This is a genomic window from Rhodanobacter sp. OK091 (genome assembly GCF_900142825.1).
Lineage (GTDB): Bacteria > Pseudomonadota > Gammaproteobacteria > Xanthomonadales > Rhodanobacteraceae > Rhodanobacter.
Genome location: NZ_FRCH01000001.1, coordinates 1,824,830 through 1,844,278 on the forward strand (window position 1 = coordinate 1,824,830; position 19,449 = coordinate 1,844,278).

Sequence of the window (19,449 nt, forward strand, 5' to 3'; positions counted from 1 at the left end):
AATTGTGGCGCCAGAACATATCCACCGCGCCTGTTTCTTCACCGGTGCATGGTGCAAAGTGATTCCGGCAATGAAGACGAACCTTCGTGGATGCGCTGCGCATGGATATCTCCCCGCCTGAATCGAAAGCCGACCGCGATGGTCCGGCCGGCCCGCTGGAGGGCGTGCGCGTGCTCGACCTGAGTGCGTATATCGCCGGCCCCTACGCCTGCTCGCTGCTGGCCGACCAGGGGGCCGACGTGATCAAGGTGGAACCGCCCGACGGCGACAACCTGCGCCAGTATCCGTCGACGCTGCCCAGTGAAAGCCGCGCCTTTCTCGGCGTCAACCGCAGCAAGCGCGGCATCGTGCTCGATCTCAAGCGCACCGAGGATCACGCGGCCCTGCTCAAGCTGGTCCGCGATGCCGACGTGCTCGTGCACAACTTTCGGCCCGGCGTGCCGAAGCGCCTGGGCATCGACCACGACAGCCTCAACCTGGTCAATCCGCGGCTGATCTATTGCGCCATCACCGGCTATGGCGAAACCGGTCCGATGAAGGACAAGGCCGGCTACGACCAGGTGCTGCAGACCATGACCGGCATGTGCACGCTGCAGGGCAAGCGGGACGGTGCGCCGGAGATCATCTACGGGTCGGTGGTCGACTACTACGCTGCGGCGCTGCTGGCCGCCGGCGTGTCGTCGGCGCTGTACGAACGCGAGCGCAGCGGACTGGGCCAGTTCGTCGGGGTGTCGCTATTGCGCGCGGCGCTGACCATGCAATCGGCGCGGATGATCTGGGCAGAGGGCGAATCGCTCGACATCGGCCGCGACATGCGTTCCGGCGGCGTCACCGGCATCCATCCGGCGCGTGCGGGCTACATCTACATCTCCGCCAACACCCCGCGCTTCTGGAAAGCGCTGTGCGAAAAAACCGGCCTCACCGCACTCGCCGACGACCCACGCTACGACACCGTGCGCAAGCGCGCGCAGCATTTCTCGGAGATCGTGCCGAAACTCCATGAGGCCCTGGCTGCGCATACTGCGCTGGAATGGGAGGCCATCTTCGGCGACGAGGTGCCATGCGCCGCCGCACGCCAGATCGAGGACATGTTCGATCATCCGCAGGTACAGGCCCAGGGCATCATCGATACTTTCGAACATCCGGTGGTGGGGCGCTACCGCGGCGTGGCGCAGTCGATCAGGTTCGGACGCACCCCGGGCCCCGCGCCCTTCGCTGCACCGGTGCTCGGTCAGAACACCGAAAGCGTGATCGCCGCGATCGAGTCGGGGCCGGGTATGGCATTCGGGCCACGCCGCCATGCGAAGCGCTGAGTGCCGCTGAAGACCGCCACTGCACGCGCACCGATACACGCGCCGGCGCCGATCCGCTCAGTCGGCGACATTGAGCTGCAGTGAACTGAAGGCACCCTCGCGGGTGAGTGCGGTCACGGTATGCCTGCCCGATTGAGCCAACGTCAGTGTCAGTGACGCCGCGCTCTCGCTGGTACCTTGCAGGCGACCATCGAGCAGCCATTGCACGGTGCCCTGTGCGCCCAGTGCCTGCAAGGTGACGCGCAACGGCTGATCGCTGTGCGGTGCGCGGCGCAGGCTGGTGCCGTTGCTGAGGCCGGCGATGCGGATCGGGCTGGCGACGTCCAGCGAATCGGCGGCACAACCCGGTGCGAGTGGCGGCAACGCCGAGCTGGCGCGGTCGTCCACGCTCAGCCATGGCGTGGCGAGGGCGGGCCAGCGTGCGAGTTGCAGCGTGCGCTCGTGATTTGCATGACAGGCACCGCTAAGGCGTTGGCCCTTGCCGTTGACGCGCAAGGTGACCAGGCCGGCAGCCCATGCACCCAAGTCGCGTTCGGCAAACGTGGGCGGCAGCGCGCCGTCGAGTACCCATGCCGCGCGGCGCTGACGGCACTGGGCCGGCGCGGTGGCATCGAACGCGCCGCCGAGCGGCCAGCAGATGTCGACCGCACGCACGCTGGCCGGCTGCGCCGCATGCGGGCGACCGCCACGTTGCGGCAGGATGTCGACGATCTGGAACAGCAGCGGCAGCGCGGTCACCGCGCCGTACTGGCCGGGTGATGGCGTGCCGTCCGGACGGCCGATCCATACGCCGACGGTCCAGCGATCGATGACGCCGATCGCCCACGCATCGCGGTAGCCGTAGCTGGTGCCGGTCTTCCATGCCACCGAATCGTGGCGGTCGATGGCACCGGCCAGCGGCGCGCCTTCGACGTCGGCCGGGTTGCTGGCGAGGATGTCGCGGATGATCCATGCCGCGCCGGACGACAGCAGCCGGCGTGGCTGCGCCGGTTGCTCCAGCGTGTAGCGCGGCGTGCCGGCAATGCCGCCGTTCGCGAACGCGGTGTACGCGCCGACCAGGTTTTCCAGCCGCGTGGCGGCGCCACCGAGGATGATAGCGAGATTCGGCTTTGCGCCGTCGGGCAAGCCCAGGTCGACACCGCCGTTGGCCAGCCGTGCCATGAAGCGGGCCGGGCCGACCCGGTCGAGCACATCCACCGCCGGCACGTTGAGCGAACGCTGCAAGGCCTCGGCCACACTGACCGGGCCGCTGAACGCCTCGTCGAAATTGCCCGGCTTGTAGCCGCCGAAATCCTGCGGCGCGTCGACCAGCAGGCTCTGCGAAGTGATCAATCCGTCGTCCAGCGCAAGACCGTACAGGAACGGCTTCAGCGTCGAGCCGGGCGAACGCGGCGCGCGCACCATGTCGACGTGGCCCAGTCTGACCGGATCGGCGAACTCGGCGGTGCCGACGTAGATGCGCGCCTCCAGCGTGGCGTTGTCGACCACCAGCACGGCGGCCGAAGTGCGCGCCGGCAACCGCGACAGGTACGCGGTGACCCTGTCCTCGGCGGCCCGCTGCAGGTCCGCATCGATAGTGCTGGCGATGCGCCGCGCCTGCGGCTGTTGCTGATGCAGGCGCTCGGCCAGCAGCGCGGCAGACAACGGCGCGCGCAGCGAACGCGCGACCACCGGCTCGACCGCCGCGTCGCGCACCTGCGCGGCGCTCCATATGCCGAGATCGCGCATGCGCTTGAGCACCTTGTCGCGTGCGGCGCGCGCGGCCTCGGGACGGCGATCCGGACGCAGCCGGCTGGGCGACTGCGGCAACACCGCCAGCAACGCCGCTTCGGCACGCGAGAGCTGGCTGGCCGGCTTGCCCAGGTACGCCCACGAGGCCGCCTCGACACCTTCGATCGGGCCACCAAACGGCGCGTGGTTGAGATACAGGTCCAGGATCTGCGGCTTGCTCAGATGCGCCTCCAGCTGCAGCGCACGGAAGATCTGCACGAGCTTGCCGCCGAACGTGTGGGGACGGAACCCATCAGGGCCGGGCTCGATGATCCGCGCCACCTGCATGGTCAGGGTCGAGCCGCCCGATACGATATGCCCATGCCGCAGTCCGCCGGCGAGGCCGCGCATCAACGCATACGGATTGACGCCGGGATGCCGGTAGAACCAGCGGTCCTCGTAGTGCAGCAGCGCCGCGAGATACAGCGGCGAAACCCGCTTCGCGGTAGTCGGATAGCGCCACACGCCATCGCTGTCGGCGAACGCGCGCAGCGGCGTGCCGTCACGTGCCAGCACCACCGTGCTGCCTGTATCGGGCGCGGGCAGGTGCAACGGGAACAGGCGGTCGAGCAGCAACGCGATCAGCAGCAGTGCCGCCAGCGTCATGACGCCGGCACGCAGCCAACGCCGCCGATGACGGCGCGGTGACCCGGGCGCGGAAGTAGGAGTGGCCGTGGTCATGACGCTCGGGACGAATGAGGTGGCGCATCGGCGCGGACAGTTGTCCGCGCCGATGCTTCGTGCGGGTTACGGCTCGACCACGGTGATCTGCGCCGGCACCGGCTTGCCGATGCCGCGCACCGCCGGACGATACATGTCCTCAACCAGCGGCGGCGGCACGGTGTAGACACCGGGCGTGACCGCGCGCACCAGGTAGAACACGTGGGTCGCGTTCTGCGCGTCGCCGAATTGCGCATTGCCACGCTGCAACTTCAACGCGGCGGCGTAGCGGTCGTCACGGTATTCCTCGTGCACGACGTCAGCTGCGCCACTGTGCTGGGCGAGGTTGATGCCATCGATCACCACGCCTTCCCATTGCCCGGCGCTGCCGAGGTTGAGGTTTTCCACTTCGAGCCCGCCGGGCAACAGATCGGTGACCATCGCGTCGGGGATGTTCATGCGCGCCTCGATGCTCAGCTCGACGATCAGCGTGTCGCCTTCCTTGAGCGTGTCGCCGGTCCACGGCTTGCCGTCGGTGGTGAAGTAACTGCGCCGCACATCGATCTGGCTTGGATCGGCTGCCGGCGCCTTCTGCGGAATGCCGGCCACATCGAGCGTGGCGAACACCGTGGCGCTACCGGTGGGTTGCACGGTGACACCGCTGGCGAGCTCGGCCACGCTCAGCTCGCGGGTCCACATATGCTTGCCCGCCGGCGCCTGCTCGACTTTGCCGCCCACGCTTACCGATACCGCCAGCGGTGCATCCGCGGCCGCATCGAACGCGCGGGCGACGCGAGCGATCGCCACTTGCTCCTGTGTGCTCAGATACGACCACGACCAGTGGTAGTACGGGATCTTCTGCTGCATCTCGTGCTCGCGCACACTGGCGTTGCGCGCCCAGTCGATCAGCTTGGCGTCGTAGTCGGGCTTGCTCATGCCGTAGCTGTGGGTCAGTGCGACCATCACCGCGAGATCGCGCAGATCCGAGCCGTAATCACCGACATACCATGGGCGCTCCTTGCTCCAGGCGAAGGCTTCGGCGATCGCCTTCTGCGCACGCTCATTGTCGCCCATCAACTTCAGCGCGATGCCCAGGTGCACCAGCGGCAACGGACCGACCAGCTTGCTGCGGTCGTTGTCGAAGATCGCCCTCAGCGTGCCCAGCGGCGCGCGGTTGACCCGCGCCAGCACGAAGCCGGAATAGGCCTCGTCGGCAATCCGCATGTGATCGTGCTGCTCGTAGTCGTAGTACGGATGGCCACCGGCGAGCAGGTCGTCGCTGAGCCGCTGCAGCGACTTCTGCAGCACGTCCTGCGGCACCGCGAAGCCGGCGTCGCGCGCGTCGAGCATGAAGTCGACCACGTACGGCGTCATGAACGTCTCGATCGGGCTGGTGCCACCCCAGAAGCTGAAGTGGCCGTTGCTGGCCTGGAACGAGGCGATCCGCGCCAGCGCGCCGTCCACCGCGCCTTTGCGCACGTCGTCGGCCATCGGCGATACACCGAGCGCCTTGGCCGTCTGGCCGTCCAGAATCAGCGCGGCATAGCCTTTGCTGGTGGTCTGCTCGATGCAGCCGTAAGGATAGTCCAGCAGGTGACGCAACGCCGAGTTGTACGGCAACGGCGGCAGCGTGCTGAGGGTGAGCTGGGTGCGCACAGTGGCCGGCAGCAGGCCGGCAGCCGCACCGGCATCCAGATGCGCCGGCTTGCCGCCCTCGATGGCCATCGGCAGGGTTTTCACCTGCTCCGGCCACGCCGGTCGCACGGCAAATTCAAAATGGCGGTCGACCTGGTAGTCGTTGAGTTCAGCATGGATGTCGACCTTCGCCACCGCGGCACCGGCACCGGCGGTAACCGGCATGCTCAGCGTCTTGCCGGCGCCGTCCTTCAACGCCACGCTTTGCGTCGCATTGTCGATGTTGATCAGGCCGTCACCCTTGACCATGACCTTGGCCACACCGTCCTTGCCGGAGAGATTTTTCAGGTCGAGGCTGATCCGCGCCTTGTCGCCGGCGGCCATCACCCGCGGCGTGCTCGGCTCGACCACCAGCGGCGCCCGCACGACGATGTTGCTGTCGGCGTTGCCGTAGCGCGCGTCGGTATAGGCCAGCGCGGACAGGCGCAGGCTGCCGTTGAAGTCCGGTACGTCCACCTGCAGCGTGGCCTTGCCGCTGGCGTCGAACACGGCCGGCCCCGCGAACAGATCGACGATCTGCACTTTCGGATTCAGCCGCGCGGCATGCGGCAGCGCCTTGCCGCTCATGTCGCCGCCGTAACGCAGCTTGGCCTCGGTGCCGTCCATCGCCTCGATCAGCCGGCTGTACAGATCGTACGCGTCGGTGGTCAGCGCGCGCTTGGCGAACAGCCACGCCCACGCATCGGGCACTGGGTAGTTGGTGATGTTTAGCACGCCTTGATCGACCGCCGACAACGTGACGTACGCGCGCTTGCCAGCCAGGCCGTCGGCCTGCACGGTCACCTTGAGCGGGTTGCCTGGACGCATCATCGCCGGCGCGTCGAGCTTCAGCGGGATGCGTCGGTCGGTGCGTTCCATGCTGACGTGTTCGATGCCCATCGAGCGCGCCGGCGTGGTGTGTTCGTCGGCCGCGCCGCCGCGGAACACCAGCGCCACCACGTAGACGTCGTGGCGCTCCCAGTCCTTGGTCACCGGAATCTCGAAGGTGGCGCCGGCGGTGGCGTCGATGTTCTTCGTGTAGAGCAGATGATCCGATTCGACCAGCAGCACGCCGGGGCCGTCATGCGGCGGCGTCACGCTGACCTTCATGGTGTCGCCGGCGCGGTAGCGCGCCTTGTCCAGCTGCAGCTTGACCTTGTCCGGGCGCGCCTCCTTGCCGAGATTCTCGTCGTCCCAGCTGTAGCCGGCGAAGAACGGAAACGTGGTGGTCAGCTTGGTTTGCGGGTCGTACACCTGCAGCTGATAGCCGCCCCACTGAACCGGGAAGTCGACTTTGACGCGCTGACCGGCCGCGACGTCCACATCTTTTTCTTCGATCAGCTGCAACCGCTGGTTGGCGGTGGATTTCCAGTCATCACCGTGTTCGTACAACCAGTAGAAATCGCGCAGCTCGCGCTGCAGCCGCACCTTGAGATGCGAGCCGGCAACCAGCTTGCCGTCGACGTTCGCGCGCAGGACCTCGAAGCTCGCCGTGCCTTCGCTTTCGGAGCCCTGCTTGGGATCGAACAACGGGCGCACGCCGACCAGCTCCGGCGCCGGCCAGTACACCCGCTTCAGTACGCGGGTGACCGCACGACCGCCGCTTTCGTACACGCTGCCGGACAGGTTCACCGCGAACGGCGCCACCGGCTTGATGTCATCGGGCAAGCTCACGTCCTGTTCCAATTGGCCGTGCTCGTCGAGCTTGGCATCGACCGCGTCATCGGCGCTCTTGGGCAGGTCGATCAGCGGGTCGCCGAAGAACGTGTCCGGCAGGTTGACCAGCGGATGCACTTCCGGTGCGACCAGCAGCTTGGCGGTGAAGCGATTGCCATCCGCCGGCGCGCCATACAGATAGCTGGAGGCGACCTTCAGCTTCAGCGGCTCGTCTGGCATCACCCGCGCCTGCGGGCTGGACAGCTCGACCTTCAGCCGCTCCGGCAGAAACTCCTCGACGTGGAACGGGAACGCCTGTACCGATTCCTTTGCGGCGGGATCGAGACGGAATTCCAGCTGCCACAAACCGGTCGGCGCATCGGCCGGAATCGCCTGGCTCAAATCGAAATAATTCAGCTCGCGCGGCTCCATCCGCTTGTCGATCAGGCTGCGCCCGTCCGGCTGCTTCAGCCGCACGAACAGCGACTGCTGTTTCATCGGCATGCCGTCGTAGTCGCGCAGCAGCGCCGACACGCGCAGCGTCTCGCCGGGCCGGTACAGGTCGCGGCCGGACCACGCATACACCTCGAACGGCGCCTGCTTGCGCCCGGTGATGTCGAAATTCGAGACATCCAGCGCGGGCCGGTTGAACGGCAGCACCGAGACATCCTTGCCGTGTCGCGCGACCAGCACGTCGGTCGCATCGATCTTGTAGGCCATCAACGCATTGCCGCTGGCGTCGGTGGTGGCCTTGAGCTTGCTCTTGCCGCCCGTGTCGTCGATCTCCACCGCCACGCCGCTGATCGGGGAACCGTCGCGCAGCGACGCGACGTGCAGCAACACGTTGTCGCGATACACGCGCAGATGCAGGCCAAGGTCGCTGACGAAGAACACCGAGGTGTCATAAGAGCCCTTGAACGTGCCGCCCTGCTTGATCACCGCCATGTACACGCCGGGCTCGGCGAGCTGCTTGACGTCTTGCACGGGCAGGTAGGTCACCGCGCGCTCGTTCTCGGCACCGCCCAAGGTGTAGTGGTTGGCGTAGACCGAGTCGGCCATGTCGGTGATCGGACGGCGCGGGCGAGCGCCGTTGTCGCAGTTGTTCCAGGGGCTGATCTCGTGATCGAGTTCGTAGGTGTCGCGATGCTTGTTGGCGGGATAGGCGCAGTACAGATCCGACAACGCGTCATCGCGCACGCGAAAAAATTCCACGTCCGCATCGTGCACGTTCATCGACACCACTGGCAGCCCGCGCGTGCCGCGTGCCGGCAGCACGCTGCCGTGCGAGGCGAAACCCACCGCCGGCGGCAGATTGCCGGAGTACACGTCGTGCTTCAGCTCGCGCCCCAGCGTGCGGCCATCCGCGGCCATCAGGCCGGCATGCAGCTGCACCGCGTAACGCTGGTTGGCGTTGACGAACGGAAAGCTCAGCGTCTTGCCGTCGGGCTTCAGGCTCCAGCTGCCGCCGACCACCTCGCCGTTCGGCCCGGTCACCGCGATCTGCTGGTCGAAAGTCTGTGCCGATGCCAGCGGCGCATTGAATTGCAAGGTCAGCGCGGTGCGCGAATCCTGCGTTTCCGAACTGGCCGATACCAAGCCGAAGGCTGATTTGGCGGCTGCCGCAGACTGCGCCGAGGCATTGCCGGCAGGTGCGCCCTGCAACGTGGGTTTGCCGCCGTCGTGGCCGCGGTTGCAGGCGGCCAGCAGCAGGCCGAGCAGCAACGGAAACAGCGCGCGCGACAGCACGCTTTTCGACAGCACGCGGCGCGAAAAGCACTCGAACATTTGAACTGACATGTGACCCCTCTCCCTAGGATTGCATAACAGTATTGCCGGAATTCATGGCGGCTTGGTGGCGCCGATCGGGCGCGCAGATTTCACTAATGAGGTGACGCGACGGCTCGATCGTGCACCTGCCGGCCCAGCCAGTCCGCCAGCTGCATCATGACCTGGCTGCGTCCGGGCTCGGCTTCGTTGAACAGTTCGTGATAAAGCGTCGAGAAGAAGCGCGTGGTCAGCTGCCCGGTCGACGCGGCCTTTCTGGCGAATGCACGACTGCCGGAGGGATCGACCAACCCATCGCTGTCGGCGACCAGCAGCAGCGTCGGCTGCGCCAGGCTGGCGGCATCGGCAATGCACGTCGCACCCTCGCGGAAGATGAAGTCGGCCAGCCGCGGCGTGATCCAGCCATGCCGCAACGGATCGCCGAGATAGCCGGCCGCCACCTGCGGATCGTGCGAGAGCTTGTCGGAATCCAGCCCATTGCGCAGCGGCAGATTCGGCACGACCCGATTCAGCATCCCAGCCAGCTTGATCAGCCACGGTGATTCCCAGCTACGCAGCGCCGGCGACGACAGCAGCAGGGCCGGCGGCGCGATGCGGCCATCCAGCGTGCTGCGCAGCGCGACCAACCCGCCCATGCTGTGGCCTAGCAGCAGCGGCGCGTGCGGCAGTCCGTTGCTGTAGTCGTTGTAGACGCTAGCCAGATCTTCCAGCAAATCGTCGCGATGGCGTAGCGCACCGCGCTGGCCCGGTGTCCGCCCATGACCGCGCTGGTCGTAACTGCGTACCGCATAGCCGCGCTGATTGAACCACCGCGCCAGCCATTGATAGCGGCCACTGTGTTCACCCAGCCCGTGCACGATCAGCACCGCGCCACGCGCCTGCGGCAGTGGCCAATCGCGCAGGAACAGGCGCTGGCCGTCGGGCACGGCGAGCATGCTTGTGTGCCGGGTATCGTTGTCGGGGATTGCGCGCATGCGTAAGTGCTTTGTGTGCGGTGAGGATTCAGCGCTCCTTGACCTGCAAATCCTTCGTCAGCAGGTCGAGCTTGCCCTTCATGAAATCCTGGGGCTGCGTGCCGGTGTGGCCGTAGAAGGCGGTATACAACACGGCGGGCGGCTGCTTGCCGGCAGCGGGCGCCACCACCGTGTCGATGCCCATCTGGCCGTCCCGGTAGTTGGCCACTTCGTTGAAGGGATACTCGCGCATGGACAGCTTCCGCCAACGGCCGCTCATGTCCTCATCCAGACCAGGCGGCGGCGCGAGGTAACGCTGCACGTTGACGGCATCGCGATCGTCGGAGGTGAGATCTTTCCATATCTGCACGATGCCCACGTCCCATACCGGCTTGCCGTCGTCGACGAAGAAACGCAGGCCCAGCTCCAGCAGGCTATCCGGTGCGACCGCTTGCAACGTGGCCGGATAGGCGAACGCCACGCGCGGCGAGTCGTAGCTCAAGCGGTGGCCGTAGTCGAACTGCATGTGGATGTCGCGCAGCACGGCCGGCAGCAGCGCGGGGCGGTCGAGAAAGGCCTTCCACTGCGCGAGGGTGCCCTTATAGGTGACGTAGACGAAGCTGGCGATCTCATCGAGGTCGAGCCGGTCATCGTGCTGGCGGGCAGCCGGCACGAAGCGCATCAGCATCACGCAGCCATCCGGCACAGGCAGCGTGTAGGTCACCACACGGGCATTCGCGTAAGCCAGCGGCCAGATGGCAACGTGCCAGGGGCGCTGCCAGCGATCGACGTGCGTGGCCTCGAGCGTGGGCTTGCCGAGCGAGGTGATCTTGATCTTCTGGCCGGCTACCTCGCGTTGGAACATGCCGGTGTGCGCGAGCAGATCCATGCGCGCCTGCGCGCTGTCGTAGAACGTCGCCGCATCCATGGTATCGGGTCGGCGCAGGTGGATCAGTCCGTTGTGCCCGAACCCGCCGACGCCCACATAGCCGTTGGCATCCAGCGTGAAAGATTGCGCCTGTGCGCCGGTACGCACCCATTCGCCGTCGGTGTTGCGCACGACCACCGTGGGGAAGTCGTTGATCTGTGTCTGCTGATGCAGCAGGCGCGCCGAGCCGGCGCCATTGGGGAACAGGTTCGCGGATTCCTTGGCGAGCAACGCCTTCAGCTGCTTCTCGCTGTTGGCATCGAAGCGCTTCTGGTAATCGCGGTAGAAGTCGGCAAGGTTCTCGGGCAGCGCGAACTCCGCCTTGAACTCGCCGCTCTGCTCCGCGGTGAACAGGTCGAGCTGGTAGCTGTTGCGTACGTCCATCACCGCCTTGCCGTCCGGCGCAGCCAGCACCTCGCTGATCGGCAGTGCGTAGTTGAGGTTCTCGTTCGCCGATTTCATCAGCACGATGCCGATCAGCTTGCCGTCCTTGTCCAGCAGCGGGCCGCCGCTGTTGCCGGGCGAAGCGGCCGCCGAGAAACGCATCCATTTCCAGCGGCCGTCCTGCTCCTCCGGTGTGTCGGAGGTGTAGAGGCCATCGCGTATCACCACGCCGGTACCCAGCGCATTGCCGACGGCGTAGACCACGTCGTTCAGCGCCGGCTTCAAGTTGATCTCGAGCGCGGTGGCCGCCGCAGGCTGCTCGGCGAGTGAAAACACCACGAAATCCTGCTGCAGCGAGAACTTCTCGATCTTGCCTATGGCGTACACATGGCCGCTGGCGTCACGCAGTGCGGGTTCGCCCCACAGGCTATCGACGCCGACCTGCAGCACATGGGCCGCCGTGACGTAGCGGTTGTTGCCCAGCGCGAAGGCGGTGCCGATCGAGTAGTACTTGTCGTTGCGCTCCTGATACGGCAGCAGCTCCAGCGGCAACGGCTTCTCATAGGTCAGCGAGTCATTGACCGGCTTGGCCGCCACCACCTCGAATGTGGCTGCCTGGATTTTCGGCAGCACCGCCGGATCGAGGCTGGCGGCATGTGCGGTGGCGCCGCACAGACCGATGAGGGCGAGCAAGGCCAGCCGGCGAAAAGCCGCCCGCATGGTGCCGGCCTTGCGCAGAATCACTTCAAGGTGATGCATGAGAGTCCTTCGCATGAACGCCGCCGCCGGATTCCCCATGGGGCCCCCTGACCTGCGCCGGCTGTACATGAATAATGACATGCTGCAGCAGCCCCTGCATCACTACCCGTATGGCCATTTGCGGCCGATTTGATGGCACGGATGGCGCGAACCAACGCATGGTCGGGTGACCCTTTCCTGGCCGCGAGGAAGCCTGGAGACAAAGGCGTGGCGACATGCCGACGGTGGTGACCTACGTGTCCGCACTGAAGGCGCTGTCGTACGGCAGCCACATCAATCCGGAAGCGCCGCTGGAAGGCGCCCGCGCCGAACAGGAAAACCCGGCTGCCCCATGTGGCGGCCGCGACCCGGAAACCCTGCCGTCCCTTCGCCGAATGGCGACGATGGGACGGCAGGCGTGCCGACTACAGCTCGACGCGAAACTCCACGCCAACAACACGTGGATCGTTGACGAAGGCGGTGCGATTATTGAAATCGATGGCGCCGGTGATCGCCCGCTTGTCGGTGAGGTTGCGGGCGTACAAGGCGACTTCGCGGCGGCCGTAATCCCAGTTGTAGCCAAGCCGCAGTCCGCCTTCGAGCAGCGGCTTGCCTTTGAACTCGGCCGAGTCGTACAGGAAGAAATTCACCTCGCTGCGGTAATTCCAGTCGGTATAGACGAAGAACTCGCCGCTGTCGCCGTACGGGATGCCGTAACGCGCGGTAACTGTGCCGACCCACTGCGGCGCGTTCGGCAAGGTGTTGCCATCGACCAGTGCCTGACCGTTGGCATTGAGCGGATTGAGCACAGTGCAGCCAAAGCCGCAGACCGCCACGGCCAGGTTCGGATCCTTCAGTTCGGTGTGGTTGTAGCTGCCGCCGGCGGTGAGCACGAAGTTCGGTGTGAGGTACGCCTCCAGGTCGAACTCCGCACCGTAGCCCTGGGTCTTGCTGGCATTCAACAGGCGCGTCACGTTGATGTCGCCACCCACCGCGGTGAGCTGCTGGTTGTGCATGTTGTAGGTATAAACGTCCGCGTTGAAGCGCACGTGGTTGTCCATACCGGTGGTCTTGACGCCCAGCTCGTAGCTGGTGATCGTCTCCGGCTTGGCCTGCGAGATGAAATCGGCGAACAGCACGCGGCCCTGCACGCTGGGCGCGCGAAAGCCGTTGGCGATGCGCGCGTAGACGTTGACGTTCGGGTTGAGTGTCCAGGTGCCGGTAAGGTCACCGCTCCAGCGCGAATCATGCGGTTGCGCGGCGAGCTGCAGCGGGCCGGCGCCGAACGGCGACAGCAACCGGTTCACTGCGAAGTCGCGCGAATCGTGTGACCAGCGTGCGCCGGCGCGCAGCTCCAAATCGTCGGCAAGCTGGTAATTGGCCGAACCGAACACCGCCCACGCCTTGGTGCGCTGGGTCTGGACGGCATAGCCGTCCAGAGCATGGTTGTTGAACGTGGCGTAGTCGAAATTGCTGATCGCGATGTCTTCGTCGAAATAGTAGGTGCCGACCTGCCAGTTGAGCTTGTCATGCTGGTTGCTGGCGAGGCGGAATTCCTGGGTGATCTGGCGATCGTGCGGCAACGCGTCCGCGGTCTCCGACGGGAACGGGATGAAGCCCGGGCCCATCGGCGGATGGAACACGGCACCAAAGCCGCCGTCGACGTCGCCGCGGCTGTAGGTGGTGGCGCGCTCCAGACCCGTGATCGAGGTGAACGTGTAGTCGCCCACGTTCCAGTTCAGGTGCAGGTTGCTGCCCCAGCTGAACAAGTGCTGCTTGTTGAGCCCGTCCTGCGCCACCTTGTTCCGATCGAAGCCCGGCACGAACACATCGCCACCCAACGAGATCGCGTTGGCCCGGTTGACTTCGGCCGTGCCGTCCAGCCAGCGCGCATGCGCGCTGATCAGTGCGTTGAAGCCGCCGTTCTCGTACAGCGCCTGCAGGCGCAAGGCGCGATCGTTGTAACGGCCCAGCGCATCTTTCTTCCCGGTGTAGGTGTTGTCGATCCAGTTGTCTCGGTGCTGCGCCAGCGCCGAGACGCGGCCGGACCAGTGCTGGCTCAGCGCACCACCCAGCGCAGCCTCGGCGTTCGCGGTGCCGAGCGTGCCATAGGAGACGCGGGCGTAGCCGCTGGTCTCCTGGCTCGGCTTGCGCGACTCGAACTTGATCACGCCAGCCGGCGAGTTGCGTCCGAACAGCGTGCCCTGCGGGCCGCGCAACACTTCGACCTGTTCCAGGTCGAACAGCGGAAAGCCTTTGAGTATCGGGTTCTCCTGCACGATGTCGTCGTACACCATCGACACCGGCTGCGAGGCGTTGAGGTCGAAGTCGCTGTTGCCCAGGCCGCGGATATAGAAGCGCGGGAAGATGCGCCCGTACGAGGTCTCGGCATATACGCTGGGCGCACGCGAAGCCAGCTGCAGCACGCTGTCGCCGGCCTGACCGAACGCTTCCAGCTTGTCCGGCGTGATCACGGTCAGCGCCATCGGCACCTTCTGCATGTTCTCCACCCGTTTCGAGGCGGTGACATTCACGGTCTGCAGCTCGGTGGCCTTGGCCGCCGGCGGCTTGGCCGGTGCCGCCGATTCTTGCGCCAGCGCGACAGAAACCGGCAGGCCAAGAGCGAGCGTGATCGACAAGGCGAGCGCGACGGAACGCGACGGGCGGGCGACGGACATGGTTTTCCCCAGTTGGAAAGGCAACGATACGTAGCCGTATTGTCATACAAAGGGCGGCAGCGACGGAAGCGCCAGGCGCGGATGCCGTTTACAACAGCCTGCACCGCCTCCATCTATGATCGACCCCTGCCCCTTCCCTGCGGGCCCGATCAATGGCACTGCAAGACTTCCATCCCGCCGTCGCGAACTGGTTCCGCGCCGCATTCCCCGCACCCACCGCGGCGCAGGCGGCCGCGTGGCCGTCGATTCGTGCCGGCAACCACACCCTGGTCGCCGCACCGACCGGCTCGGGCAAGACGCTGACAGCGTTCCTCGCCGCTATCGACACGCTGGTGCGCGAAGGCGTGGCGCATGGCGGCGTGCTGGCCGATGCCACCACGGTGGTCTATGTGTCGCCGCTGAAGGCCTTGTCGAACGACATCCACATCAATCTGGAAGCGCCGCTGGAAGGCATCCGCGCCGAACTGGAGAAGCTCGGCCTGCCCGACGTGGCGATCCGCACCGCGGTGCGCACCGGCGACACGCCGCAAGTGGAACGCAACCTGCTGCGCAAGCAGCCGCCGCACATCCTGGTGACCACCCCGGAATCGCTGTACGTGCTGCTCGGCTCGGACTCCGGCCGCGCGATGCTGGCCGGAACGCGCACGGTGATCGTGGACGAGATCCACGCCATCGCCGGCAGCAAGCGTGGCTCGCATCTGGCGCTGTCGCTGGAGCGGCTGGAGTCGCTGTGCCAGCGGCGCTTGCTGCGGATCGGGCTGTCGGCGACGCAGAAGCCCATCGAAATGGTCGCCGACTTTCTGGTCGGCGCTCCTGCTCCCTCTCCCCTGCGGGGAGACGACTGCATGGATGCAGGAGGTAGAGCAATGCAAGGAGCAATTGCCGAGGGTTGGGGTGAGGGGCAGGGGTCGCTGGGAGCTGCAAAGGAAGCGATGGCCATCGGCAACATTCCCGCGAGCACCCGCCCCTCACCCTACCCTCTCCCCGCAGGGGAGAGGAGCGAGACTTGCAACATCATCGACGTCGGGCACACGCGTCCGCGCGATCTCGCGATCGAGGTGCCGCCGGTGCCGCTGGAAGCGGTGATGTCGAACGACAGCTGGGAGCTGGTCTACAACCGGCTCGCGCAGCTGGTGCAGGCGCATCGCACCACTCTGGTCTTCGTCAACACGCGGCGGATGGCCGAGCGCGCCGCGCGGCATCTGTCCGAACGGCTGGGCAAGGAAGTCGTAGCGGCGCATCACGGCAGCCTGGCCAAAGAGCAGCGGCTGGATGCCGAGCAGCGGCTCAAGCGCGGCGAGCTGTCGGTGCTGGTGGCGACCGCGTCGCTGGAGCTGGGCATCGACATCGGCGAGGTGGACCTGGTCTGCCAGCTCGGCTCGCCGCGCTCGATCGCTGCGTTCCTGCAGCGAGCCGGCCGTTCCGGCCACAGCATCGACGGCACGCCGAAGGCGCGGCTGTTCCCGGCCACCCGCGATGACCTGATCGAGTGCACCGCCTTGCTCGATTGCGTGCGCCGCGGCGAACTCGACGCGCTGATCATGCCGCCGCAACCGCTGGACGTGCTGGCGCAGCAGATCGTGGCCGAGGTTGCCTGCCGGGAATGGGACGAAGATGCCTTGTACGCGCTGGTGCGCCGCGCCTATCCGTACCGCGGGCTGGCGCGCACCAGTTTCGACGCGGTGGTGCGCATGCTGGCCGAGGGATTCACCACCCGCCGCGGCGCCCGTGCGGCGTACATCCACCGCGATGCGGTGAACCGCCAGCTGCGTGCGCGGCGCAGTGCCCGGCTCACCGCGCTGACCTCCGGCGGCACCATTCCCGATACCGCCGACTACAAGGTGGTGCTGGAGCCGCAGGCCATCATCGTGGGCACGGTCAACGAGGATTTCGCGGTCGAGAGCATGGCCGGCGACATCTTCCAGCTCGGCAATACCAGCTACCGCATCCAGCGCGTCGAACGCGACCGGCTGCGGGTGGAAGACGCGCATGGCGCGCCGCCGAGCATTCCGTTCTGGCTGGGCGAGGCGCCGGGGCGCAGCAACGAGCTGTCGTTCGGCGTGTCGCGCCTGCGCGATGAAATCTCCGCGCAACTCGACGCCGGCGGCATGCCGGCGGCGATGGCGTGGCTGCAGGACCCGCTCGGCCTGGACGTGGCGGCCGCGCAGCAGCTGGTCGACTACCTGGCTCGCGCGAAGGCCGCGCTGGGCGTACTGCCGAGCCAACACACATTGGTGCTGGAGCGCTTCTTCGACGAATCCGGCGGCACCCAGCTGGTGATCCATACGCCGTGGGGAAGCCGCATCAACCGCGCCTGGGGGCTGGCGCTGCGCAAGCGATTCTGCCGCCAGTTCAACTTCGAACTGCAGGCGGCGGCGACCGAGGACGCGATCGTGCTGTCGTTGTCGACCAGCCACAGTTTTCCGCTGGAGGAGGTCGCGCATTACCTGCACTCGAACACCGCCGAACACGTGCTGATCCAGGCGCTGCTCGACGCGCCGCTATTCCCCGCGCGCTGGCGCTGGAATGCGGTGACGGCGCTGGCGCTGCCGCGCTTCACCGGCGGCAAGAAAACCCCGCCGCCGCTGCAGCGGATGAAAAGCGAAGACCTGCTCGCCGCGGTGTTCCCCGATCAGGTCGCCTGCCTGGAGAACATCGTGGGCGAGCGCGAGGTGCCGGATCATCCGCTGGTCAACCAGACCATGCACGACTGCCTGCGCGAGGCGATGGACGTGGATGGCCTGCTGCAGATCCTGCGCAAGCTCGAAGGCGGCGAAATCGCCATCGTGGCTCGCGATCTCACCGCACCCAGTCCGCTCGCCGCCGAAGTGCTGAACGCGGCGCCGTATGCGTTCCTCGACGACGCGCCGCTGGAGGAACGCCGCACCCAGGCCGTGCAGACACGCCGCTGGAATGGGACCGACAGCGCCGACGACCTGGGCCAGCTCGATCCCGACGCGATCGCCGCGGTGCGCGAGGAGGCGTGGCCGCAGGTGCGCGATGCGGACGAGATGCACGAAGCGTTGACATTGCTGGGTTTTGTCACAGCGGCGGAAGTCGATGCCAACATCGGCTGGAGCGAGCGGCTGCAGGCGCTGATCAAAGCACATCGGGCGACACAACTACTCCCCCTCACCCAGCCCGCTTCCCCGGCTTCGCAGATTGTCTGGACATCCGCCGAAAAGCTGCCGCTGTGGCAAGCGCTGCATCCCGCGGCCTCCATGCAACCACCGATCGCCGCACCCACCGAATACGCCGCGCAAACGTGGACACGCGAGGATGCCTTGCTGGAACTGGTACGCCATCGCCTCGGCGGACTCGGCCCGGTCACCGTGGCGGCGCTGGCGCAGTCGATGTCGGTCGGGCCCGGCGAGATCGAAACCGCACTGAGCCGGCTGCAGTCCGAGGGTTATGTGATGCAGGGCCGCTTTACGGCCGATGCCGTCGACACGGAATGGTGCGAGCGACATCTGCTGGCACGCATCCACCGCTACACCATCGGCCGCCTGCGACGCGAGATCGAACCGGTCAGCCGACGCGCGCTGATGCGCTTCCTGTTCGACTGGCAGCACCTTTCTCCGACGACGCGGCTGAGTGGACCGGATGCCCTGGTCGCCACGCTGGCGCAACTGGAAGGCTATGAGGCGGCGGCCGGCGCCTGGGAGTCGGAGATCCTGCCGGCACGCATCGACGATTACTCGATCAACTGGCTGGACGAGCTGTGCCGCGCCGGCCGTATCAGCTGGAGCCGCCTGCGCGCGGGCAGCGGCGGCGGTGGCGGACCGGTGCGCAGCACGCCGATCGTTCTTCTTCCACGCCGCGACATGGCCGTCTGGACGTCTGTTTCCGAGGGTGACGATCCGCAGGAAATCCTGCTGTCGTCGCGCGCACAAGCCGTCGCCGATGCGCTACGCGAACAGGGCGCGCTGTTCTTCGACGAGCTGCTGGATGCCACCCGGTTGCTGCGCACCGAACTGGAGGACGCGCTCGGCGAACTGGTCGCCGCCGGCCGGGTCAGCGCCGACAGCTTCGCCGGCTTGCGCGCCCTGCTGCTGCCCGCGGCGAAGCGCGACGGCGGCCGCCATCGTCGCCTGCGACGGCACCAGCTCAGCGGCATCGAGGATGCGGGGCGCTGGGCATTGGCGCGCACGACCTCCCTTCTCCCCATCGGGGAGAAGCTGTCCGTAAGGACGGATGAGGGGCGGGTGCTCGCGGGAGAATCGCCAAGAGCAAACGCTTCGATGAGAATTCCGGGCAAGGCCGCCCCCTCACGCCAACCCTCGGCAATTGCTCCTTGCGTTGCTCTACCTCCTGCATCCATGCAGTCGTCTCCCCGCAGGGGAGAGGGAGAGAATGTCGAGCACATCGCCCGCACCTTGCTGCGCCGTTACGGCGTGGTGTTCTGGAAGCTGCTGGAGCGCGAGGCGCCGTGGTTGCCGTCGTGGCGCGAACTGCTGCGCGTCTATCACCGGCTGGAGGCGCGCGGCGAGATCCGCGGCGGGCGCTTCGTCGAAGGCCTGGTCGGCGAACAGTTCGCTCTGCCCGAGGCGATCGCGCCGCTGCGCGCGGTGCGCCAGCGCGCCGACGACGGCGAGCTGATCTGCCTCAGCGGTTGCGACCCGCTGAATCTGGTCGGCACGGTGCTGGTCGGCGACAAGGTGCCGGCGCTGGCCGGTTCGCGTGTGCTGTATCGCGACGGTGCGGCGATTGCCGCGCTGATCGGCGGCAAGGTCACGCCGTTGATCGATCTGTCCGCTGCCGACGCCCAGCTGGCGAGGCACGCCTTGCTGCGCTATCCACCCTCGTTGCCGGAAGCCGCGGCAGCTGCAGGCTGACGCCGCCACTCGCCAACACCGCGAAGCACGAGGACACCGCCGGTGGGAGCGACTTCAGTCGCGACGCTTTTGATC

At 66.7% G+C, this 19,449-nt stretch carries 7 protein-coding genes; 2 read left to right on the forward strand and 5 right to left on the reverse strand.

The window, feature by feature from the left end:
* The first annotated feature begins 101 nt into the window (after window positions 1-101).
* The gene (locus BUA26_RS08330; protein ID WP_072760201.1) at window positions 102-1,313 is read left to right on the forward strand and encodes a CaiB/BaiF CoA transferase family protein; all 1,212 of its coding nucleotides are present in this window, start codon (window positions 102-104) and stop codon (window positions 1,311-1,313) included.
* A gap of 57 nt (window positions 1,314-1,370) precedes the next feature.
* On the opposite strand, the gene pbpC is transcribed toward BUA26_RS08330, so the two are convergent.
* From pbpC to BUA26_RS08355, 5 genes are all read right to left on the reverse strand, one after another.
* Window positions 1,371-3,764: a penicillin-binding protein 1C gene (pbpC, locus tag BUA26_RS08335; protein WP_072759450.1), complete on the reverse strand. Its 2,394-nt coding sequence runs from the start codon at window positions 3,762-3,764 to the stop codon at window positions 1,371-1,373.
* A gap of 66 nt (window positions 3,765-3,830) precedes the next feature.
* On the reverse strand, window positions 3,831-8,870 hold the full coding sequence (locus tag BUA26_RS08340) for an alpha-2-macroglobulin family protein (RefSeq protein ID WP_072759452.1): 5,040 nt from the start codon (window positions 8,868-8,870) through the stop codon (window positions 3,831-3,833).
* 83 nt (window positions 8,871-8,953) lie between these two features.
* Window positions 8,954-9,832 (reverse strand): alpha/beta hydrolase, encoded by an 879-nt coding sequence (locus BUA26_RS08345; RefSeq protein WP_072759455.1) that lies wholly within the window; start codon window positions 9,830-9,832, stop codon window positions 8,954-8,956.
* A gap of 28 nt (window positions 9,833-9,860) precedes the next feature.
* A complete protein-coding gene (locus BUA26_RS08350; protein ID WP_255368210.1) occupies window positions 9,861-11,882 on the reverse strand; it encodes a S1 family peptidase in 2,022 nt (673 codons plus the stop codon).
* 404 nt (window positions 11,883-12,286) lie between these two features.
* Window positions 12,287-14,539, reverse strand: a complete 2,253-nt coding sequence (locus BUA26_RS08355; RefSeq protein ID WP_072759457.1) for a TonB-dependent receptor — start codon at window positions 14,537-14,539, stop codon at window positions 12,287-12,289.
* A gap of 152 nt (window positions 14,540-14,691) precedes the next feature.
* Here BUA26_RS08355 and BUA26_RS08360 point away from each other — a divergent pair, with 152 nt between their 5' ends.
* Entirely contained in the window at window positions 14,692-19,374 is a 4,683-nt protein-coding gene (locus tag BUA26_RS08360; RefSeq protein ID WP_072759459.1) for a DEAD/DEAH box helicase, read from the forward strand.
* Window positions 19,375-19,449 lie beyond the last annotated feature (75 nt).

Coding starts and splice junctions, on each gene's coding strand:
- BUA26_RS08330 (WP_072760201.1), top strand. CDS start 102: ATGGATATCTCCCCGCCTGAATCGAAAGCCGACCGCGATGGTCCGGCC.
- BUA26_RS08360 (WP_072759459.1), top strand. CDS start 14,692: ATGGCACTGCAAGACTTCCATCCCGCCGTCGCGAACTGGTTCCGCGCC.
- BUA26_RS08350 (WP_255368210.1), bottom strand. CDS start 11,882: ATGCATCACCTTGAAGTGATTCTGCGCAAGGCCGGCACCATGCGGGCG.
- BUA26_RS08355 (WP_072759457.1), bottom strand. CDS start 14,539: ATGTCCGTCGCCCGCCCGTCGCGTTCCGTCGCGCTCGCCTTGTCGATC.
- pbpC (WP_072759450.1), bottom strand. CDS start 3,764: ATGACCACGGCCACTCCTACTTCCGCGCCCGGGTCACCGCGCCGTCAT.
- BUA26_RS08340 (WP_072759452.1), bottom strand. CDS start 8,870: ATGTCAGTTCAAATGTTCGAGTGCTTTTCGCGCCGCGTGCTGTCGAAA.
- BUA26_RS08345 (WP_072759455.1), bottom strand. CDS start 9,832: ATGCGCGCAATCCCCGACAACGATACCCGGCACACAAGCATGCTCGCC.